Source organism: Shewanella metallivivens, from assembly GCF_028750675.1.
GTDB classification, from domain to species: domain Bacteria; phylum Pseudomonadota; class Gammaproteobacteria; order Enterobacterales; family Shewanellaceae; genus Shewanella; species Shewanella metallivivens.
This window is the reverse complement of sequence record NZ_JAQQPZ010000013.1, coordinates 179,505-201,134: the sequence shown is the minus strand read 5'-3', so window position 1 is coordinate 201,134 and position 21,630 is coordinate 179,505. Positions and strand designations below refer to the sequence as shown.

Annotated in this window: 22 protein-coding genes; 9 read left to right on the top strand and 13 right to left on the bottom strand. The window is 41.1% G+C overall.

All coding sequences use genetic code 11. The features are described from left to right. Nucleotides 1-6: 6 nt before the first annotated feature. Entirely contained in the window at nucleotides 7-828 is an 822-nt protein-coding gene (locus PQR79_RS13625) for a cytochrome c3 family protein (RefSeq protein ID WP_238106366.1), read from the bottom strand. 472 nt (nucleotides 829-1,300) lie between these two features. Between PQR79_RS13625 and PQR79_RS13620 the strand changes: the two genes are divergently transcribed. Then, entirely contained in the window at nucleotides 1,301-2,095 is a 795-nt protein-coding gene (locus PQR79_RS13620; RefSeq protein ID WP_238106335.1) for a winged helix-turn-helix domain-containing protein, read from the top strand. 2 nt (nucleotides 2,096-2,097) lie between these two features. After that, the gene (locus PQR79_RS13615) at nucleotides 2,098-2,616 is read left to right on the top strand and encodes a hypothetical protein (RefSeq protein ID WP_238106336.1); all 519 of its coding nucleotides are present in this window, start codon (nucleotides 2,098-2,100) and stop codon (nucleotides 2,614-2,616) included. Between the two features lie 91 nt (nucleotides 2,617-2,707). On the opposite strand, the gene PQR79_RS13610 is transcribed toward PQR79_RS13615, so the two are convergent. After that, the gene (locus tag PQR79_RS13610) at nucleotides 2,708-3,337 is read right to left on the bottom strand and encodes an acetate uptake transporter (RefSeq protein ID WP_238106337.1); all 630 of its coding nucleotides are present in this window, start codon (nucleotides 3,335-3,337) and stop codon (nucleotides 2,708-2,710) included. A gap of 429 nt (nucleotides 3,338-3,766) precedes the next feature. Then, nucleotides 3,767-3,889, bottom strand: a complete 123-nt coding sequence (locus tag PQR79_RS13605; RefSeq protein ID WP_274408546.1) for a hypothetical protein — start codon at nucleotides 3,887-3,889, stop codon at nucleotides 3,767-3,769. 111 nt (nucleotides 3,890-4,000) lie between these two features. Between PQR79_RS13605 and PQR79_RS13600 the strand changes: the two genes are divergently transcribed. After that, complete coding sequence (locus PQR79_RS13600; RefSeq protein ID WP_238106338.1) at nucleotides 4,001-4,507, top strand: ACT domain-containing protein; 507 nt, start codon at nucleotides 4,001-4,003, stop codon at nucleotides 4,505-4,507. A 44-nt stretch (nucleotides 4,508-4,551) separates the two neighbouring features. Here PQR79_RS13600 and PQR79_RS13595 read toward each other — a convergent pair whose 3' ends face one another. Together PQR79_RS13595 and PQR79_RS13590 are read right to left on the bottom strand one after the other, a co-directional pair. After that, nucleotides 4,552-5,703: a GGDEF domain-containing protein gene (locus PQR79_RS13595; protein ID WP_238106339.1), complete on the bottom strand. Its 1,152-nt coding sequence runs from the start codon at nucleotides 5,701-5,703 to the stop codon at nucleotides 4,552-4,554. A 209-nt stretch (nucleotides 5,704-5,912) separates the two neighbouring features. Further along, nucleotides 5,913-6,902, bottom strand: a complete 990-nt coding sequence (locus PQR79_RS13590) for a phosphotransferase (protein ID WP_238106340.1) — start codon at nucleotides 6,900-6,902, stop codon at nucleotides 5,913-5,915. Between the two features lie 640 nt (nucleotides 6,903-7,542). Between PQR79_RS13590 and PQR79_RS13585 the strand changes: the two genes are divergently transcribed. Both PQR79_RS13585 and PQR79_RS13580 read left to right on the top strand, forming a co-directional pair. Next, nucleotides 7,543-9,078 carry a peptidoglycan-binding domain-containing protein gene (locus PQR79_RS13585; protein ID WP_238106341.1) on the top strand — a complete coding sequence of 512 codons (1,536 nt, stop codon included), beginning with the start codon at nucleotides 7,543-7,545 and terminating at the stop codon, nucleotides 9,076-9,078. A 222-nt stretch (nucleotides 9,079-9,300) separates the two neighbouring features. Continuing rightward, nucleotides 9,301-9,879: a porin family protein gene (locus PQR79_RS13580; protein WP_438270820.1), complete on the top strand. Its 579-nt coding sequence runs from the start codon at nucleotides 9,301-9,303 to the stop codon at nucleotides 9,877-9,879. Between the two features lie 66 nt (nucleotides 9,880-9,945). On the opposite strand, the gene PQR79_RS13575 is transcribed toward PQR79_RS13580, so the two are convergent. The 3 genes from PQR79_RS13575 to PQR79_RS13565 form a co-directional block, all read right to left on the bottom strand. Next, nucleotides 9,946-10,575 carry a flavin reductase family protein gene (locus PQR79_RS13575; RefSeq protein WP_238106343.1) on the bottom strand — a complete coding sequence of 210 codons (630 nt, stop codon included), beginning with the start codon at nucleotides 10,573-10,575 and terminating at the stop codon, nucleotides 9,946-9,948. Nucleotides 10,576-10,587: 12 nt separating this feature from the next. Continuing rightward, nucleotides 10,588-11,334, bottom strand: coding sequence for a sulfite exporter TauE/SafE family protein (locus PQR79_RS13570; RefSeq protein ID WP_238106344.1), 747 nt, complete (start codon nucleotides 11,332-11,334; stop codon nucleotides 10,588-10,590). Nucleotides 11,335-11,598: 264 nt separating this feature from the next. Next, the gene (locus PQR79_RS13565; RefSeq protein ID WP_238106345.1) at nucleotides 11,599-12,495 is read right to left on the bottom strand and encodes a permease; all 897 of its coding nucleotides are present in this window, start codon (nucleotides 12,493-12,495) and stop codon (nucleotides 11,599-11,601) included. A 118-nt stretch (nucleotides 12,496-12,613) separates the two neighbouring features. Between PQR79_RS13565 and PQR79_RS13560 the strand changes: the two genes are divergently transcribed. The 4 genes from PQR79_RS13560 to PQR79_RS13545 all read left to right on the top strand — a co-directional run bounded on the left by PQR79_RS13560 (nucleotide 12,614) and on the right by PQR79_RS13545 (nucleotide 15,933). Continuing rightward, nucleotides 12,614-12,916, top strand: a complete 303-nt coding sequence (locus tag PQR79_RS13560; protein ID WP_238106346.1) for an ArsR/SmtB family transcription factor — start codon at nucleotides 12,614-12,616, stop codon at nucleotides 12,914-12,916. A 28-nt stretch (nucleotides 12,917-12,944) separates the two neighbouring features. Beyond that, nucleotides 12,945-13,817: an alpha/beta fold hydrolase gene (locus PQR79_RS13555; RefSeq protein WP_238106347.1), complete on the top strand. Its 873-nt coding sequence runs from the start codon at nucleotides 12,945-12,947 to the stop codon at nucleotides 13,815-13,817. A 79-nt stretch (nucleotides 13,818-13,896) separates the two neighbouring features. Continuing rightward, the gene (locus tag PQR79_RS13550) at nucleotides 13,897-15,156 is read left to right on the top strand and encodes an alkaline phosphatase family protein (protein WP_238106348.1); all 1,260 of its coding nucleotides are present in this window, start codon (nucleotides 13,897-13,899) and stop codon (nucleotides 15,154-15,156) included. Between the two features lie 183 nt (nucleotides 15,157-15,339). Beyond that, nucleotides 15,340-15,933: a 2-hydroxychromene-2-carboxylate isomerase gene (locus PQR79_RS13545; protein ID WP_238106349.1), complete on the top strand. Its 594-nt coding sequence runs from the start codon at nucleotides 15,340-15,342 to the stop codon at nucleotides 15,931-15,933. A 147-nt stretch (nucleotides 15,934-16,080) separates the two neighbouring features. Here the strand turns inward: PQR79_RS13545 and PQR79_RS13540 are convergent, their stop codons facing one another. The 5 genes from PQR79_RS13540 to PQR79_RS13520 form a co-directional block, all read right to left on the bottom strand. After that, nucleotides 16,081-16,539 (bottom strand): DUF1499 domain-containing protein, encoded by a 459-nt coding sequence (locus tag PQR79_RS13540; protein ID WP_238106350.1) that lies wholly within the window; start codon nucleotides 16,537-16,539, stop codon nucleotides 16,081-16,083. A 405-nt stretch (nucleotides 16,540-16,944) separates the two neighbouring features. After that, nucleotides 16,945-19,059 carry a TonB-dependent siderophore receptor gene (locus PQR79_RS13535; protein WP_238106351.1) on the bottom strand — a complete coding sequence of 705 codons (2,115 nt, stop codon included), beginning with the start codon at nucleotides 19,057-19,059 and terminating at the stop codon, nucleotides 16,945-16,947. 238 nt (nucleotides 19,060-19,297) lie between these two features. Then, a complete protein-coding gene (locus PQR79_RS13530) occupies nucleotides 19,298-19,465 on the bottom strand; it encodes a hypothetical protein (protein WP_238106352.1) in 168 nt (55 codons plus the stop codon). A 669-nt stretch (nucleotides 19,466-20,134) separates the two neighbouring features. Further along, nucleotides 20,135-20,497: a hypothetical protein gene (locus tag PQR79_RS13525; RefSeq protein WP_188739821.1), complete on the bottom strand. Its 363-nt coding sequence runs from the start codon at nucleotides 20,495-20,497 to the stop codon at nucleotides 20,135-20,137. A 150-nt stretch (nucleotides 20,498-20,647) separates the two neighbouring features. Then, nucleotides 20,648-21,586 carry a transposase gene (locus PQR79_RS13520; RefSeq protein ID WP_274408545.1) on the bottom strand — a complete coding sequence of 313 codons (939 nt, stop codon included), beginning with the start codon at nucleotides 21,584-21,586 and terminating at the stop codon, nucleotides 20,648-20,650. Between the last annotated feature and the right edge of the window lie 44 nt (nucleotides 21,587-21,630).

Genomic DNA, 21,630 nt, shown 5'->3' with positions numbered 1-21,630 from the left:
CGCTCCTTAATTGAAATGTCCTGTATGACAAGTCGTACATTCCATATCGGTTTTAACGCTAGCTGCAGACCCCATAGTTGAACTTACGCCATGGCAAGACTGACAGGCTTGTGCTTCTGTTGATGGTTTCGCGATGGCTAAAAGTGAAATATCTTCACCGGCATAAGCACGGTTAAGTAACTCAACAATGTAGTAAGCCATGCTGGCAGACAGACGTTTGCAGCGTTCACCTTTTAACGCAAATTCTTTGCCTGACGCCGCTGACCAGTTACTGATAGAAGAGTGGCATAATGGGCTGTTGGCAATTGAAGTTGCACCGACTTCAAGTGATTTTTCGTCTGTTGAACCAATACCAGCAACAAATTCAGCAGAAGACAATGGAAGATCTTCAGTTTCGTAGTAACGGAACGATGCACCAATAATTGAACTGTTTTGGCCGTTTATATCATCAAGGATATTAATTAACATGCCAGCAGCATTTAAGTTACCGCAAAGAGTACCTTGGCCCACAACACCTGCCCAACCATAACCCGCTAATGCGGTAGGGATAGTGGCAAATTTAGAGGCGTCAGCACTGTCAGATGCCGCAAGCATAGTGACAATAGCGTGGAATACCTGGTGCATACAACCACCGCCAGTTTCATAAGCAAGCTTAGCGGTTGCCATGGCGTCTAGTGGTGCGTATTTTAGCTTTTCTCCTAATTCTAAACGGTAATTTCCGTCAGCGTCTGTCGCTGCAAAAGCCGATGTGCCTAATAAAGTCGCCCCAGCAGCGGCAGTGCTTATACCAATAATTTGTGTCAAAGCTTGACGTCTGTTTATGCTCATAATAATCACCCTTTTACTCATCGTTTTTTTATCAATCCCAATCATTAATGTTGGGAGTTTGGTGTTGTTAGTAACGTGTTGTTAGCAAACTATGCTTGGCAACTTGTTGGGAATAACGATAAGCGATGGAGTTATTAATGATGTGATTCAAAGCAGATAAAAATGTTCGATTAAAAATCGCCGTTTTAGGCTTAATGGAACGGGTTAATTACTGACGAATGGGCGCTAAATGGCGCAAATGTGTGATGTAAGTCACTTAATTTATGATATTTATGCTTATTTATTGGCGAGTGCAGCCATTTTAATATTATGAAATCGTGTGATCATCTTCACGCATTTATAAGATTGTAAAATTAAACACTTACTTTTGTTAAGGAATAAAGCGCTTAGATAACAGGATCACAGAATTCATCAGATTTTTTGCATACACTTAAACCGTCGTAATTTGAGTCATATATTGAGGCGGTCAAAAATGCAATTGGGCCATTGTAGGTTCGATATTGGCAAGGGAGATTTGATTAACCAGGACACAGGTGCTGTGTGGCATTTACCTCGAGCAGAGTTGCACGTGCTAAGTTTGCTGGTGGAGTATCAAGGTAAAGTTGTTGCTAAGTCCTTGTTAGAGTCAGGTCACGAAGACAATTCTCATTTAAGCTCTGCTTCAGTAGCGAGAGCTATTTTTACTTTGCGTTCATTTCTTGGGCCGCAATATGAAAGTCTAATTGAAACCGTTAAAGGCCAGGGCTATATGCTTAGGCCTCATCGCGCCCGTAAAGAAACCGCTAATAACTGGCTGAGGCAATGGATACGGCCACAACAAGCAATCCTGATAATAGTATTGGTATCGGTATTGTTAGCGGGCCTTTGGTGGTTTAACCAACAGCGTAATGAAGCCACCCCCGTATTACCATTGAGTGTTGAGACGGTTACCCTTAAATCTGAACAGCAAGTGGATGTGATTTTATACTCACTTTCAAACACCAATAATGAATTGCTCACAGAACAAGCGCAGCAGCTAGTGAAAAGCTTGCAACAGTGTCCTGTTACAATATGGAGCAGAGTGTTTGTATCGTTATCGCATGATAAGCAAGTGCTTAATATTACCCTCAGAGGTGACCATTATGGTCAGTCTCTTATTCGTAATTTAAAAATAAGCGATTTGCGTCAACCCAAGCAATTTGTGACTCCACAGTGGTTAGCACAATTAAACATTTGCAGTACCTCAAATGGTCGTGCCGCGCCATCTAATCAGTTGCAAGGAGGCTAAACATGACAAGAAAAGGGTTATGGATCATCAATATTGTGATTCTTTTGTGCCTGATAGGTTGTGTGGGGATGATATATTCGCTCACCTCCAAACCGACTAATTTTATGTTGAGTTGCAGTTCAGAACTGTTTAATCATGGTGTTGCAGGAGCTGACAGCGATCACTACTTGCTCGTCGATCTTGTCTCTAAAGATGGCTTAGCCCAAATTAATTACCGTTATTATGATTTAGAAGGTAATTCAGCGGGTACCTTAGCAATGACGGGTAAGGTCAATAAGGTTGATACTGAGCGACAAATGTTTGATATTTCGGTCACCACTAAACAAGAATACACTGGCGAAAAAGGTCAAGGAACACCAGAACACTTCGAGTATTTATCTTATATTAGTGGGCTTAATCTTAATCAAAGTGGTATGCATTCATTAAGTGTTCAAGTGCTTGAACGTGATGAAACTAAAGACTATGCAGTAGTCTTATTTCAGCCCAGTAATACAGTGTGCGGTTGTCGTTTAGTACACTGAGATGATAAAAAAGGCCGATGTAATTTATGCATCGGCCTTTTTGTGACTTAAATTTAGCTTATGACAAAGTGATGATTAATGTTGCCAATGCTTATGCGTTAACTGAGTGTAGTGTCACTGGCTCAGCTTCAACCTTTAGTGGCGCAACATCGGCTTTAACTTGAGTTAATTCACCAACAGGTAAAATAGTGCGGCCATATTCAGCGTTAAGCACTTGCGCCATGGCAAAGTAAATTGCACTGGCACCACAAATAATGCCTTCAAAACCCGCAATCGTACCGATTAATTCGTTGCCAGTAAAATCGCGTACAGCAAGTAAGAAAAATAATACGGTTAATGAAGCAAAAACAAATTGCTTAGCGCGTGGGTAGCGTAATGAACCCACAAACATAAAGGCAGTAAATGTGCCCCATAATGTTAAATACCAACCCATAAAGTGTGCCGGGCTTGCTGCTACGCCCATGTTTGGCATTAAAATGAGCCCAACAAGGGTTAACCAAAATAAGCCATATGAGGTAAATGCAGTTGTGCCAAAGGTATCACCACGCATAAAGCACATCATGCCCACGATAACTTGGCCAATACCACCGTAAAAAATCCCCATCGCAAGGATCATCGAATCAATTGGAAAGTAGCCAGCATTGTGGATATTAAGCAGTATGGTGGTCATGCCAAAGCCCATTAGCCCTAACGGAGCTGGATTCGCAAATTTTGTAGACATCGTGTTCCCTTATGGAAAAGTTCAACAACTAAAAGTTAATCGGTACCCCTGCTGGGTAAGGCGCGCATTTTAGAGAAAGCCTACTCGGGTAGCAATAAGCTGTAGTGGGTATTTTAATAAAAATCGAAATTGAATATTTATGCTTTAAAAACAGTATCTTACTTCCTGTTATTTTGTTTTTTTGATTTTGAGCTGAGTGTGCGATTTAATAAATTTATTAAATTCATATAGATACAAATATTAGCCATGAATATGTGACATGGCTCTAGTGGTATACATTGATGTGATCTTTTTCATAAACTTCCGTACTCCTTCCCCTCGTCAGCGAGACTATGCTTAACAGTATGATGAACAATTTGTGACACGAGTGGCATTAAGAGAGTAAATTTGCAGCTGCTTGCAAAATGCGTCATTAGTGTATTTTTTATGTTATTTAATCGCTTTAATGGTAAACACCATGCATTCAAGCTGTTTTATTTTGTCATCAAATTTACCGCCATTTTTAAATATTTCATTATGATTTACGCTTTGTGCTGTATGTATTTTATTCATTTGTGTTCTAGGACACAGACGTACTTTATGGGGCCAGTTAGTCTGGTTTTACGTTGAGTTAAAAATGGAATAAACCTGCGTCATACGGGGATTTTGATCATCGGAGGTTATATGCAACATAAATTTATTACGACAGTATTGGGCACGTTAAAACCTAATTTACTGCAATCATTAGCTCAAGTAAGCCGCGAAATGGGTGCAAGTTGGGAAACCAGCAAAGTCATTAAGCTTGATGGCCAATTTGTGGCAATGATGCGTGTGATGATAGATCGAGATAAAGAAGAAGCATTAAAGCAAACTTTAGAGCAACAATTTGCCGCGCTGACTTTTGTTTATGCGGAGTATGAACAACAAGCCATTCACTTTTCGACAGAGTGCAAACTGACATTAGACTGCAACGACCGCTCAGGGTTGACCCACGATATGAATGCTATTTTGAACGATCTTGAAATTAGCGTTGATCATCAAGAATGCTACCGGGTGCAAGTGACCAGTTTAGGTAAAACAGTTTATAGCGCCAAGTTGACGTTGCGATTACCTGAAAATGTCACCATGGAGTTGTTATTATCGCAGTTAGAATCATTAAGCGATAACGTCAGGATAGACGTTGAAAAATAGACTGTTGTACTAAAATGAGTTAGCCCTAGTACAGGTGAGTTAACTTAGCTAAACACCACTTTATTTCTGCCACTGCTTTTGGCTTTATAAAGGGCGTTGTCGGCAAGGTTAATCGCCTGTTCAATTGAGATGTCTTTTTCACCTAACTCAACCACACCAAAACTCGCCGAGATCTGAATGCGTTGTTCACCAAAGTCTATGGGAGAGTTTTGTATCATGGTGCGTAATCGCTCAGCCACATGCGTGGCGTCCTCGTAACAAGTACGGCCGATTAAAATAACAAACTCTTCTCCTCCCATACGCCCCATTAAATCGTCTTTCTTAATATGTTGTTTAATTAACTCACTGATGCTGACCAAGACCTGATCGCCACCGGCATGGCCAAATTGGTCATTAATGGTTTTAAACTTATCAATGTCCCAATAAATCAAACACACATGTTGGCCTTGATTTTGTAGTTCGAGCATTTTTTGCTTTGCCTGAAGATAAAAACCTCGTCGGTTTAAGCAGTTGGTGAGCGAGTCGGTCATTGCTAGCAGTTTCATTTCTTCGGCTAAATCAGACGCCAGCATATATATAACAAATACTGACATACCAACATAAGCAGCAGGCAGAGCAGTAAAGTTAACAATAGAATACAGTTTGATCAGCTCTGCATCGAAAACGTTGCCCTGAGATAGCGCAATACTTGCCGCAATAAACAGACAGCCAGCAAAAAGAAAATGCATGATCGACGCGCCAATTTCTGCTGGGCGTGGCTGTTTACGGTGCCGAATAATGACGACACTTGTAATCATTAATAGCACGACATCAATGTATAAATACAATGACATTCGTAGTCCCAAATGTGGACTAATAAAGGTAAAAAAGTAGGTTAATGCCATGCCTATAATGCCAAGAACTAATAGGGTTGCAGGATGAATTCGGGTTTGAGTGCGCAAGCAATGGCCCCAAGTACCCAATAAAACAGACAACATCGACACGCTACAACCAATCATCCAATACAAATTGTGCGACAAAAATAAACTTTTAAATAAGGCATTGGCCCAAAGAACGGTTGAGGCCAAAAAAGACAACGAAAACATCAAGGCATATTGTTGTTTTCCCATTGTTTTCCATGTCATGAAAAAGATAATCGACAGCAAAATACTCGAAAAAAATAAGGTAATCAAAATGTACGTAAATGGACTTTCCATAAATACTTCCCTAGCGCCTAGTTTTGTTGCCGTGCACTGTTGGTAATCGCTGTCGGTGCTTCAGTATATTGGCACGATATTTTAAGGGTAGATGGCTGGATGACAGACAATAACAAGGCTGTTTTAATCGATTATTATAAACTGTAGTCGCCAGCAATCACCTTAGCCAATTACCGCAGGCGATTAAGGCGCAACTGCTCAATTACTAATCAGTAATTGTTGGTAAGTTGTTTAATGGCTTGAGTGGTGAGCGCTTCGGTATAAGGGTTTATTTTAACGTGTTCAACACTCCAGCCTTTAACAAACCGCTGAAAATCAGCCCAAGCAACACAATATAAAGGACGCCAGGCTTGCTCAACCGCTTGCGAGCTTATGTGTGGGTTAAATGTGGTTAGCCCTTGTGTTAACGCGGTAAAATAATGTTTGAGGTAATCGTTTATGACGTTTTCTGTTTCATTAAAATTCAATGTACTGCTGAGCAACATGATCACATCTTTCATGCCGCAGCCTTGGCCAACATATTGAAAATCGACCGCTGCAACGCGATTGTCTGCACTGAAACAAAAATTGGCTAATTTAGCATCCCCATGCACTAACGTTTGAAAGGGACATTGCTTTAACGTCAGGTCGATCAGCTTGGCCGCTGCTTTTAAAGGGCTCTCTGTTAAGGCGGCGTATTCGTCTGGTCTAGTGTCAAAATGCCAATAGGTACCTACTGGCCAAAGCCCTTCAGGAGCAACCTGCATGTATTGAGCATGAAAATACCCCAACCAAGTTAAGCAGGCGTTAATCTGGGTTGAGGTGGCCGTTGTTTTGACTTGGGTAAAGCCAATAGTGTGCAAATCTTCAAGTATTAATAACGTTTGCTCAGGGTGTTGCTCTACATATAAACACTGGGGTAAAGGGCTTAATGACTGCAAATGCTTATTGGCATAGTGTTGATACCAATTCACTTCAACAAGATAAGAGTGTAATTTTCGTTGATGCGACAACGGAGTATTCCACCCGCGAGGATGCGATGAAGGTTGCGGTAAATGAATGTATTTAACAATCACAGATGGAAAAGGCATATCACTGACAAAAGCCCGAAATAAGTAACCATAACCACCCCAAAGTGCTTGTATCAATTCAACATGACTTATGTGGCTGGCACCAATAGCCAAGCTTATACGTTGTAAAACCTTGTCTGGAATGTTCAAAGTCGCCCCTTACTTTTACACGAGTCCGCATTATAACAAACTTTAATTATTTGATATAAAACACGCTTTCAAGTTTTGGGGTCATTTCCTGCATTTAACGAATAACGGCAGTTTGGTCCAGCTCTCCATTTATTTCAACAAACCCACACAGTATTTGACATTTATCGATTTAGTCAGAGTTTGATTTGTTGTTAAAGATAAAGCTTGCTGATTGAGGAGGTTCGCCATCTGAGCAACATTATCTGTTTAAGGTTATACACACTACTTTATGTTTCTGAATATTACTTATATAAAAAAATTAAACTTTTTAATATAGGTTGCATCGCAAATGAAATCCGCAAACATGGTGCCAAAACAAAAAACTGCTTTGACGTTTTAATTATTGGTCTAACGTTTGTTTTAAAACACTTTGTTAACATTGTGCTGTTTTAACTTATGAGCTATCGCCTCGGCTTGTGACAATAAAATGACGAATTTAACAGCGTTCAATTGCAAGTTATTGTTTATATTAATCTTGGTGTTTTTGTGGTTAAGGTTGAATAGTCAGTAATTTGACGTTATCCTGTGCGCAAAATGTAACAAATGTTTACATATTGTTACATTTCATTTTCAAGCTTGCCTAATTAACCCAGGAGTAATCATGGCCACTGCAAGGACAACCATTTTCAAACTGAGCACAATTTCAGCTGCATTATTATTGACTGCATGTAGTAATTTATCGCAACCAGCTAATGTATCTGTATATAACGCAGAAGAGTTAGAGCAACGAAACGAGGCCTTGCTAGAAAGAGAAAAAGCCGTCGCAAAACGTGAAGCGCAAGCACAAGATGCATTAACCGTTAAAACCAGCCCAGAAGGTGAGTTATTGCCACCTAATGCATCTCCAGGTGAATGTTATGCACGTGTATGGGTTGAGCCAACTTACCAAAACTACACTGAAACCGTAATGGTGAAAGAAGCCAGTGAAAAGGTTGATATTGTGCCTGCACAATATCAACAAGTTACTGAGACCATTGAGGTACAACCTGCAAGTTACAAAATGGTCGCAGTACCAGCAACTTATGATGTAGTTACTGAACAAAAATTAGTCCGTGCAGCTGGTGAACAGTGGTTAGTCGACTTACGTAAGGGCAGTGCGCCAGCCAGTGCGGAGTTATTAAAAGCCGCCAGCGATCATGGTATTAACCTTAATAATGCTACAGCCGGTATGTGTTTCCATGAACATTATATGCCAGCACGGTACGAGCAAAAGGGCGAGTCAGTATTAGTTGCTGAGGCTTATGAAGTTGTCGAGACTATTCCTGCAGAATTCCGCTGGGTTGAAAAGCGTATATTGGTTAAAGAAGCCAGTACCCGCATGGAGCAAGTACCTGCACAATATGAAACTGTCACCGAAGAGGTGGTCGATGTTCCGGCTCACACCATTTGGAAAAAGGGCGTAGGCCCTATTCAAAAGATTGATGAAGCCACTGGCGAAATCATGTGTTTAGTTGAAGTGCCTGCCACTTATAAAACGCTCACCAAGCGTGTATTGGTATCACCAGCGACCACGCGTACAGTTGATATTCCTGAAGAATACGAAACGGTGCGTGTACAAGAGTTAGTGAGTGAAGCGAAAGAAGTGCGCACTCAAGTACCTGCTAAATATAAAGATGTACAAGTGACCCAAAAAGTCGCTGATGTTGAGTTTGTATGGCATGAAGTGCATAACGACGAGCACCCAAAAGCGACGCGTACCGGTAATAAAATTTGTTTAACTGCTACACCTGCCGAATATGAAACGGTGAGCCGCCGTGTTGTGGTTAGCCCTGCGACGACTCAGCGTGTCGACATTGCAGCTAAGTATGAAACGATGAATGTGACTAAGCTGGTTTCTGAAGCCAAAGAGTTACGCACTGAAATCCCAGCGGAATTTGAAACCGTGTCACTGAGCCGTATTGATAAAGATGGCTTCATGGAATGGCGTCCAATTTTATGTGAAACCAACATGACTCGCTCAACCATTACCGATCTACAGCAGGCATTAGCAACGAAAGGCTATAACCCTGGCAAGATTGATGGCGTCGTCGGTGTTGATACCATTAAAGCGGTAAACGCGTTCCAAAAAGATAATGATTTACCAACTGATAAGTACATCAATATCGAAACAGTAAAAGCATTAGGCATTAGCCTTTAAGATAGCCTTTATTGATTAAAATAGCCCAAGTGGCAGCCTAATGTAGGCGATCACTTGGGCTTTTTGCTGTCTGTATTTTGTGAGTTCAACTGATTTTAAATGGTAGATAAATCGATGTGTTAACGCGATATCTCAGAGTGAAAAATTAATGATATTAGCTATTTACGTTTATGCTGTTTGTAGTATTATGCTCGCGCTTTTTATCAATATCATTAAGGAACAATGATGTACAAAATCTCTCTTCTCGCCACAACCTTGTGCGCTGTTTTAGCTACTCCAGCTTTTGCCAACACTGATACACACTCATCTGTATCAGATAACGGCGGTTTTTATATTGGTGGTGCAATCAATAAAACAGAACTCGGTTCTGGTGATGCCAGTGGATCAGCCGATGCGACGGGTTTTGGGATATATGGTGGCTATCAATTTAACGATTGGTTTGGTTTAGAAAGTAACTTTTTCGCCGCCGATGTCGGTGAAGACGGCTATGATGTTGTTACTGGTGCACTCACCTTTACTCCAACATTTACTGCACGTGTTAATGAGACGTTTTCGGTGTTTGCTAAAGTGGGTATCGCATCAATGGCGGTTGTTGTAGACGGTTATTATGATGACTTCACCGCTTCTGGTATTGGCTTTACCTATGGCGTTGGGATTAATGCAGCGTTGACAGAAAACCTTAACCTACGTGTAAGTTACGATATGAGCAAAGGCGATCTTGATATTGATGAATATGGCTATGTTGATGATATTGATACTGAAATTGAGCAATTAGCATTGGGTTTACATTACCAGTTCTAACAATTTATTCGTGCTGCTTATCAAGAGAATTAAGGCTACTAACGGGTAGCCTTAATTGTTTCGTGCTTATAGCGTAGGGCGATGTAAATCGAAACGCTGTTCGTCTGAAATACCGTAATAAGCCGAGGGGCCACCTGCGCGTAACACAGGTTCTGCTAGTGCAGTTTGGTAAATGCCTTCCGCACTGAGTAAGTGCTTTTCAATGTGTACAGCCACCACTTCACCAAGCACCAACCAGGTATCAATCTTATTGCCACTTGCATCAGTGAGTTGAATGCACTGCGTTAACTTACATTCAAAGTTGACTGGGCTTTCGGCGATCCTATCAGCCGCGACAATATTACCCGCTATTGCTGTTAACCCTGCAAATTCAAACTCGTCTGTTCCACGAGGTAACGGGGCTGAGGTTAAGTTCATTTGCTCGGCTAAAGTGCGAGTCGTTAAGTTCCACACAAACTCGCCAGTTTCAACAATGTTGGCCACACTGTCTTTCCAAGCGGTGCTGGCAAAACCAATGATTGGAGGGTCATAGTTAAAGCAGTTAAAAAAGCTATAAGGCGCTAAGTTTCGCTGCCCCTGGGCATTACGCGACGAAATCCAGCCAATGGGGCGTGGGCCAATAATCGCATTCAGTGGATTATGTGGCAGGCCATGGCCTTGACTAGGTTCATAAAAAAATCGATTTTCAGTGCTCATGACATATCCTTATTACGACGGCATCAATGCGGTCCACAATAAACGTAAACCCACTAGGATCATCAAACTTAGAATGATCTGCTTAAATTGTTTTTCATTAAATTTATCCTGGATCCGCAAACCCAGTTTGACTCCAATCCAAGCAATGGGAGCAAGTATTGCTGACACCGTTAAATTGCCCAGATTGATTTGTCCCAGCATTGAGTATGGGATGAGTTTAACTAGATTTACAACGGCAAAAAACATCACTGCAGTTCCAAGGTATTGAGTTTTTGCTAGGCGCAGCGGGATTAAATAAGCATTGAGTGGAGGGCCTCCAGCATGGGCAACAAAACTAGTAAACCCAGCAAGCGTGCCGCATATTCGGCCTATTAAAGCTGACGGTTTGCGCTGCGACCATTCGCCAAGGGTTAACCCATAAATCCCAAAAACTAACGAAATCCCCCCTAAAATACCGCGTAAATACTGCTCGTTGAGTTTATCAAACAACCAATAAGCCACCACAATACCAACAATGGCAGCAGGCAGTAAAATGAGTAATTGCTGATTACTTTGTTTATTCCACCAGGAGCGGACGCTTAAAAAGTCCATGTAAACCAGTAAGGGTAACATCACCGCAGCAGCTGCAGCTGGGCTGATGGCGAGAGCTAATAATGGAACCGTTAATCCACCTGCGCCGCCAGCAAAGCCAGATTTAGAAATGCCAGTAATGAGTACCGCAGGTATGGCGACTAGCCAAAAGATTGGGTCGGTTAACATTGTTCCCTCTGTAAAATCATTTTTCTCACTAGGCCGCTACGATATCCATTTAGCTATCATAGTGCACTGCGGCAAACAACTTGAGCAAGCATGTTTTGCGAAAATAAAGATAACAATCTGCCAAAGAGTACAGCGAGCAATGATGTATTGGTGTTGATAATACTAACACTCACACCGAGTAGATTGGTGCGAGCGTTAAGTTGTAGTGTATTTTAGCTAGATTTTTAAAGATAAATCATCAAGCTATTTATGCGGGTTTTACACTTAAAACAACCACTGATAAGCAAAGCCAGCTAATATTGCCATTGAGATAATTACACCGACAAAGGCAATTACTAGCTGATTTTTGAAAATGGCTTTAAGCAAAATAACCTCTGTTAAACTGGCACCCGCGCTGCCAATAATCAATGCCATTACCGCACCCAGTCCCATGCCTTTGGCCGCCAATGCGGCGCTTAATGGAATAACGGCTTCTGCGCGTATGTATAACGGAATACCAATCACTGCCGCGACAGGTATTGCCAGTGGGTTATCACTATTAGCATATTTAGCCACTAACTCAGTTGGCATAAAACCATAAATGAGTGAACCAATCGCAATACCGCCAATTAAATACGGTAAGACTTTCTTAAAGTCGCTCCAAGTGCTTAGCCAAATGGTTTTCCATTTATTTTCGGGGGCAGATTTACCACCACATGCTGATTGACATCCTGTTGCTGCAGGGGCTAAGTAGGCTTCTGGCTTGATGTGCTTTTCAAAGCCGAGCTTTTCTAAGCCAAAGCCTGCAATAACCGATACCCCCATGGCGATGACAAAATAAAATAAGGTCACCTTAAGTCCAAAGGTTACGGTAAATAGACCAATAATGATGGGGTTAAGCAAAGGGCTGGCAAACAAAAATACCATCATGGTGCCAAACCCGGCTTTGGCTCTTAATAAACCTTTTAAAAAAGGGATTGTTGAGCAAGAACAAAAGGGGGTTATGGCCCCTAAAAAACCAGCAATAATATAACCTTTTCCGTGTTTGTCGCTCAACATTGCTTGGATTTTATGCGGTGGCACAAAAGTTTGTAGTACCCCAACTAAATAACTAATCAGTAAGAATAACGTGGTTAATTCTACGGTTAAAAACACAAACATATTGAAGGTTTCTTGCAGCATGATAGTGACCTACATAATTAAACTATACTTCTAGAATAGTCGAAATATATAGTTCAATGATAGCGAGAGCAAGTTATTTCTAGTATTATCGAAATATAAGTATTATTAAGGCGTCGTTATGGATATCAATTTTATTGCTAAAGCATTGAAAGAATTAGGTCATCCTACAAGATTGATGATTTATCGTGCGGTTGTGCGCGCGGGTTATCAGGGTATTGCTGTCGGTGGTTTACAGCAAAAACTAGACATCCCTGGCTCAACACTGTCACACCATGTGTCTAGCTTGGTGTCGGCTGGGTTAATCAAACAGCGCCGCGAAGGGAGAACGTTATTTTGTATTGCAGAATATGATACGTTGCAGTCAGTCATTTGTTTTTTACAAGACGAATGTTGTGCAGACGAGCAAATTCCAAGACCCTAATAAAACAGTAATTAAAGGGACAAACATAATGATTTCATTGGATGAATGGCGACAACATGGGCAGATTGAACAACTTAATGGGCAGCAAATTTTTACTCGAACTGGAGGCAATCCCTCTACGCCGCCTCTATTGCTTATTCATGGTTTTCCAAGTGCCAGTTGGGATTGGGAAGGCATGTGGCCACAACTCACCGAGCTATATTATGTTATCACCCTTGATATGCTGGGTTTTGGCTTGTCTGACAAACCTAAAAATAGTGAGTATTTAATCAGCCAACAAGCCGATATTTATCAGGCATTATTAACCAAGTTAGGCGTGAGTGAATATCATATTTTAGCCCATGACTACGGCGATACCGTTGCACAAGAACTACTTGCTAGACAAGTTGATGGTGATAGCAAAATACACATTAACAGCGTGTGTTTATTAAATGGCGGTTTATTTCCAGAAACCCACAAACCGGTATTGATTCAAAAGTTATTGTTATCGCCCATAGGGGCATTTGTGGCAAAAAGGATCACTAAGCCAAAATTTGCCGCCAACTTACAACATATTTTTGGTCCATCAACCCAGCCAACGCCTGAGGTGATTGATACGCTTTGGCAATTGTTAACTCATAATGATGGTATTGCTGTGATGCACAAACTCATCACCTATATGACCCAACGCAAGCAGCACCGCGAACGTTGGGTTGGGGCACTGGTGAACAGCCTTGTACCAGTTAAAGTGATTGCGGGCGCATTAGATCCTATCTCGGGTCAGCATATGATCGATCGCTATTGCCAATTGATCCCCAATGCAAATATCACCACCATGCCGACACTCGGCCATTATCCTCAAGTGGAAGATGCCCAGGGTATCACTATGGCGTATTTGCAGTTTAGAGAGCAGCTAAACTAAAAAGCCTATTAAGATCAATAAAGCTGTCATATTCTATTGATATGATTGTTATTTTTAAATCATTCATTGAGACATCATCATGCGCCTAACAGTGACAATAAGTTTATTGATTAGCGGCTTATTCAGTAGTGGGTTATTGCTTAGCATCAATAGTGCATTGGCTAACCCACAGGTTGAACAAACCCAAAAACCTTATGTTTTGTTGGTGTCTATTGATGGATACCGTCATGATTACAACCAACTACATAAGCCAACATTCTTAACTGAATTTGCGCGCCAAGCCGCTCAGGTGACTCAATTTAAACCGTCTTTTCCTACGGTGACATTTCCTAATCATATCACTTTGGTCACTGGGCTTTATCCTGCCCATCACGGTATTGTTGCCAATCGTTTTTATCATCAGCAATTGCAGCAAACCTACGCAATGAATATCAAGCAGGCGGTTACCGACGGACGCTTTTATCAAGGAGTGCCGTTATGGTCATTGGCGGGCCAACAAGGTATGAAAAGTGCAACGTATTTTTGGCCAGGATCAGAAGCGGAAATTGCCGGTCAGCGTCCAGATTATTGGTTACCCTATAATGACGATGCTCCAAATAATCAGCGGGTTGAACAGGTGTTACAATGGCTTAATTTACCGCAAGATCAGCGTCCTCAATTTGTGACATTATACTTTTCAGATGTTGACAGTGCAGGGCATCTTCATGGGCCTACCTCTAAGCAAACACAACAAGCGGTTAACCAAGTTGATCAGGCTATAGGTCAGCTACTTACTGGCATTAAGGCATTACCGTATTCGGTGAATGTCATCATCACTTCAGACCATGGCATGACCAATGTGGCGCAATTTCCACGAATGTATACCGACAAACTGTTTGAGCAAGCTCCTGCATTAAAAGACAAATTTAGCTTTAATAACGATGCAGCCTTTTCATTAGTCACTGCGATTGGTGATAACAAGCAACAAGATTTAGACGCGTTAGCCTTGTTAGCTAATAATGTGCCTGGCTTGCAGTTTTATCGCCGTAACGATATTCCTGCTAACTTACACTTTAACGATAACCCATTAATAGGTGATGCCATATTAATGAGCAACCAACATTACATTACCAGTACTGATGCGCGCGCAGGAGTAACAGGTAAACATGGCTACGATGCTAATGTTAACAACGACATGAACACAGTGTTATATGCTCAAGGGCCAGCATTTAATCAACAACATATTGACCACGCCGATAATATCCATCTCTATCCACTCATTGCGCATATTTTGGGGTTAACCATTAACGAGCCTATTGATGGTAAATTAACGGTTTTAGCGCCTTTGTTGGCTCAGTAAGCTGAACTTACTCAATCGCAGTAATATTTTATTTGGATTAGTTTCACGGACTGATATTGTAACTAGAACATTTGTTCACAAATCAATGCTAGACACTATAATGCAATGCAGGATAACGTTGATAGCTTATAAATTGCTATCAAACATCACGTTTATCGCCACCATTAATAGGTATCACAAAACATGCAAACAGCCATTGAGTATTACTTTACCTGCCTTTCTCCCTATGCCTATTTAGGTCACCATACATTTACCGCCATTGCGGCTGAGCATCACACCGCCATTGAGTATAAACCGATAAAACTAGGCAAGTTGTTTGCGGTTTTGGGTGTGTTACCGGTAAAGCAACGTCCGCAAGTGAGACAAGATTATCGTTTAATTGAATTAGCGCGTTGGTCTAAAAAGCGCCAATTACCGCTTAATCTTCATCCGGCTTTTTTCCCAGCAGACCCAAGCTTGGCAGACAAATGCACTATTGCGCTCCAACAACTGGGACAAGACCCCGCCGAGTTTGTCGCGCAAATGCTGGCGGCATGTTGGGCAAAAGAGCAAAACATTGCCGATGTGGCATTGATCGGCCAGATCCTCACATCATTGCAACTTGATGCCAACAAGATTATCGCGCAGGCATCATCGGATGAAATTGAAACGATATACGAAGCCAATACTGCGACTGCGATTGAAAAAGGCTTGTTGGGTGTGCCGACCTACGTGTATCAAAGCGAGCCATTTTGGGGCCAAGATAGACTTGAGCTGTTGGCCGACAAACTAGCGTAATAGTGGTCTTACGGTAATAAAAACAAATGGCTATGCTGGCGTTTATTTGGTCGACATAGCCATTAATCATAAATCGCGGAGAAATACGGCATGACAAAGCCAGTTTATTCAGCGCATGACACCATGACTTATCAATGTCGCAGTTTATTACTGTGATAACGCATTAAACTCGGTTCTAATCTGTTCAATTCGCTCACGGTTAACCCCAAAATCAGAGTGGCCAACACGTGAAGCCGATCTTACCTGAATCATGATGTTACCAGGCTCAGCAGATGGAAAGTAAAACTCAACATCGTCAACAAAGCGCATAATCTGTGAGGTAAATTCAACCCGAATATAATCATCTTCTACCACCACAATGTCAGCTCGCTCAGCCGCTTTTAATACATGTAATAGATTCACTTGAGCTTGTTGAGCGGTGCCGCTAAATGCAATGGGGTCAATGTAATGCTCTTCATCTGTAGTTGCTTGCTGGCTATTGACGCAGTTGGGCGAATCTGGGCATGGCGTTAATTTCCCGTCGGTTACCCCTAAGGTGGGTACAGTGCCAGAGCAACCCATTAATAGCACCATAGCAAGTGCCAGTATTGAAGTGTGTTTATACATTTTATTTCCCTTTATGTGTAGAACGTCGTGTGTTTACCATTTTTACTGCGTTATCGACTTTTTATGTAGAATAATGACACCTCAAAGTCTCTGCTGCGCAGTTGTATATATGAGTAATGGCCAACAATTCGCTGCAAAAACAACCTTGAAAGATCAACAAGTCCTAACAATGCGCTATCAATCTGGTGCTGTAAATAGGTTTTTGGGATTACAAGGCTTGCGAGTAAATGAACGCTCGTGGTGCAAGTTGGTTAATTAACGTAAACGTTCAAACATGTGGTAGCACTATAAACATTAAAGGCCTTATTTTTCAATAAGACCTTTAATGTTTACGTAACCGTTTGTTTGTAATAAACCGCTACCTGAAGCTGTATGAGTAAGCCCATGTGGCAATTTATTCAGTGATTAGAACTGGTACTTTACACTGGCACTAAAATTAATCGGCTCACCCGGCATAGTCCATAGCTTATGGTAGGAGTTTTCGAAATATTCCTCATCAAATATGTTATTAACATCAAGCATTACACTGACTCTGCTGGTTATATCAAGTGCTGCTGATAAATTCACTAGTGTGTATGCAGGTAAAATATAATCAGCATCGGTTGTCTCACCTAGGCGGTCGCCAACATAATTAACGGTTGCACCGAAGTAAGCTTCTTTGCCCATAATGTCAGTGTAATGTCGCAACGAAACATGACCAACATGTTCAGCGACGTTGATTAAGCGAGAACCTTTAGGAATAGGTACCCCCCAGTCATTATCAACTAAATCTTTTGCCGTTCTCGCGTCGGTATAGGCATAAGCAATATCAAGGCTAGTATCTGCAGTTAATAACGTCGTCAATTGCAATTCAACACCCTGACTTTCAACCTCGCCTAAGGTTGCTGACAGCCCTGTGTTTGGCTCTGCAGTTAACATATTTGTTTTACTTGCATCATAAAGGGCTAGGCTACCAGAAAATTTATCAGCAACATTTTGCCACTTAACACCCACCTCAAAAGCGTCGGTTTGTTCTGGTTCAAAAGCATTTCTGTCTGAATCTAGGCCCGAGTTTGGTCTAAAACCTTCAGCATAGCTGGTATACACATTGATATTGTCAGCCAGTTCATAAACAAAGCCAAAGCGAGAAGATACCTCCGTTTGGTCTTGATCTTGAGACTCATTGGCAAGTTTATCTAATATATCTTGCTCAAAATAATCAACCCTGAAGCCGACTAAAAACTTGGTCTTATCTGTCAGTTCAATTAAATCTTGTGCATATAAGCCAAGGCCAGTTTGATCTTCAGATGTCACCGTGGTTGGAGAGGTTTCAGGTTGTTCCAACGTGTAGTCAGGATTGTTAGGGTCGATAGCATAAGTAGCGTCACCCGATCCCCACGAGGTTCGCCACACTTTGTAATCAGTATCTAATTGGAAGTGGTAATAATCTAATCCAATCAGTAGATTATTTTTAATACCACCAAGCGCAGCATCACCACTGACTTCAAAACGTGCAGATAAATCCTTGGCCTGATAATCTCGCTCTCTTCTCTGCCTTGATAATAAATTAGGGTCGGTATAAATCAGCTGACGACCAGCAGACAGCTCAGTATCTGAGGACTGACCTTTAAATGATGAGTCTCGATATGCTAGGCCAGCGAGTAAATACCAATGATTATTCAGTTGATGATTTAACAATAATTGATGGCCTAGCGCCTTAACTTCATGTGCACCATCTCGAGGGTCGCCATAAAAATCAGCAGGGTCGACAGAATCAAAGTCATTATCTAACACGTACACGCCACGGTCTAACGCTTTGCTCTGTTCAACAAACTCCATTTCATAGCTTAAACTAGTAACATCAGAAATATTCCACAAAAAAGAAGGGCTTAAATTTAAACTTTCAATGTCAACGTTATCTCTATACGTGTCAGAATCTTCGTAAAAGCCGTTTATACGGTAAGCCACATCATCAGTAAGGCCTTTAGTGTGGTCAAACTCAACTTGTTTTTTATCGTAACTGCCTAACGTTCCCAGAATGTAGCCTTGCTCTTCAAATTGCGGCTTTTTGGTAATGATATTTACTGTGCCGCCCGGTTCACCTTGTCCGTATAATGCAGACCCAGGTCCTTTCATCACTTCAATAGTTTCAATATTAGCCGTGTTTCTATTACCGGTATAACCGCGAGAGTTAAAACCATTAACGAGCGTACCCGTTGGATTATTTTCGTCACCAGAAAAGCCACGCACAGCAAAGCTGTCAAACATACCACCAGAATTATTTTGTCTTACGATGCTGGGTGAAAAATCCAAAGCGTCCATAAAATGAGTAATCCCCTCGTTTTTTATGGTGTCGGCGTTAATTCTATCGACAGCTTGAGGGGTATCAATCAATGGCACATTGCCACGGTAAGGCTGCCATAAACGTTTCACTTCAATACGCTCAATGTCATCTTGAGCGTCTGATGTTTGAGTAATATTATCTTGTGCTAATACGCCATTAGAAATGACTAATAGTGAACATATAAAGTGCTTTTTCACGTGTTTTGCTCATGAGGAATAAAATAAAAATGAAATGTTACAACGTATCAATGTGTGTAGTCAAAGTGGTACTCGTTACAAATTGTGAAAACATACGTGATGAAACGAAGATAATGGTGAGAAGTTAATAGTGAAGCTGAGAAGCTAAATCCTGACACCCATAATAAAAAGTAGTAATAGCGCTGGTGACTGCTCGCCTTTCATTGCTGAATAGCCATTAATTGTGGCCATGTTTATTTTATAATGCTACGACTAGGCTTTCAGTTTTGCTGATGCGTTCAATCTCTGATGATGTTAGATACTCACGCTCACGAACATCTTTATATTTGCGGGTATTGGTAACTTTCGAGTTTTCGGTGTTTAGGGTGTGTATTCTGTAATCTTCTAAGTTGCTGATATTACTCATTCGGCTCTCCATAACTCTCGAGATTATAGTTGAAAACTGGAAAGATTTATACGGTGATGAAGATTGCTAGTAATGCTGAAGTGATTGTGAACACTGATAACTTTACAAGTTTCTTTACAGATTATCGGCTGTTTTGACCATGATTAGCCATGATGATGGCAATGATTCATAAACGTTGGTTTTCTTTACACAGTGATGATGGGTGGGAATTGCTAGTAATGGAACTGTGATGATGAAGTGTAGGCACTTCATCATCACGATTCAGTTACCTACTTTGCACTAATAACAACTTTGATTCCTGATGTATCGATTGTGCTCACAATAAATGAGCTCCAAACATCAGCACTGTCAAGTATCGACCTGTTGATTGGTGACTTAATACCTAGCTCTTTATATGTGGGTTCGCTCATAATAAAGCATTCATCACCATCAGATGTTCGAAGCTTGAATAGCCAATTTTTACTGGCGCTAAAATTAACCTCAATAACCTTTGCTCTCATACTAATTCCCGCTCACTCGTTTTACGTTGCTTATATTTGGTACGAAGTGCTGGGTTTTACCACCAATCCAAAAGAATGCCACCCATTTCTTGAACATTCGGCGTCATAGTCGCGGTTATTATCTGAATTAGGGAATAAGCTTTCAATTTATAACAAACCACAACTTAATTTAGGGAGTGAAAAATATAACTAGTTGACAACTTATAATGATACCAATCACCGAAGCAATAAACATAGAAAGGTTAATTATTTTTCCTTTAGATAATTTTACTTTCTCTATATCATCATATATTGAAAATTTTCGAGTCAAAAATAAATCTGCACACCATCCCAATAGTGGGATAAATATAACGACGTAAGCGATATCGGACAAAGCTAGAATCGAAAATAATATAGCTATTGGAGACAAAATAGCGGATAAAGATACGATTAAATCCATTCGTACAAAAAAGATAGTCCCTCGCCCCCAAGATCTTAATTTTTTCGCATAGCTAAGAGCTAAATATAACTTTAATAATTCAATAACGTTCACATCAGAACCCTTAATGACGTGGATACAACGACCATGGATTAATATTGTACGGTAGCACAACCTTGCAATGTACCATCATCAGTCGAACAATAACCACTACAACAAAAATGCCACCCATTTTTTGTACAACGACCATCGAACAAAAATGACTTAAGCGCACAGCCAGCGCTGACAATTTGCCGCGCCTTGTCGTCGTTTTCGGTCTAAATGCTCACAGTATTCAGTTAAGGCAGGTAACGCTCCGACTGCACCTTTAAATAATGCACCAAACTCTGTAGTGATTTTAAGCCAATTCTCTGCGGGGATGTTTAGCCTATTCAGTATGTCCTGACTGCTTGAGCTAATTGCGCCACGCTTATCTTCTCGAATAATCCGACCGGTATCTTCAACCAGTACAATGTAATCTTTTACGCTGAACATGAGTCCGTTAGGCATATTGAGTCTTTCATTTCCCACAAACGGTAATAGCTCGGGTGGTTGCTCACCTTTCATTGCTGAATTTATTCGACGTTGAATACTGGTGTAATCTGAGGTTTCAGGGGTTGTGGCCATCTTGGCTCTGACTGGGTTTAAATCTACATAGGCCATACAGGCTAATACTGCAGCTTCATCGAGTAGTGCTTGAGATTTGAAGCGCCCTTCCCAGAAACGACCAGTGCACTTATCTTCTTTATTGGCCATTCTGGCTATAGGCTCACTGAGTGAGCGCATAAACCAACTGATATCAATTAAGCGTTTACGGTATTCAGTAATGCATTCATTAACCGTTTGAAGTTCAAACTGGTTAAGGTCTTCCTCTTTAAGGTATTTGTGCGTGAGTAACGTRCCYTTRAAGCCYTTGTGCCAYTGMRTRAGCACTTCTTTATCTGACCACTGTTTTGCTTTATCAGCATCAACTTTTAACACCACATGTAAGTGATTACTCATCACGGCATAAGCACAAATGTCGATGGCAAAAATGGTCGCTAACTCAAGAATGCGTGAATCAACCCACTCTCGGCGATGCTCAAAGTTCTCACCTGTGGATTTATCAAAACCGCAAAGAAATGCCTTACGCACCACACGAGAGCAGCAGAACAAAAATGCCACCCATTTCTAGAACAAATAACATAACTCGTTTTCATGGCTTTGGC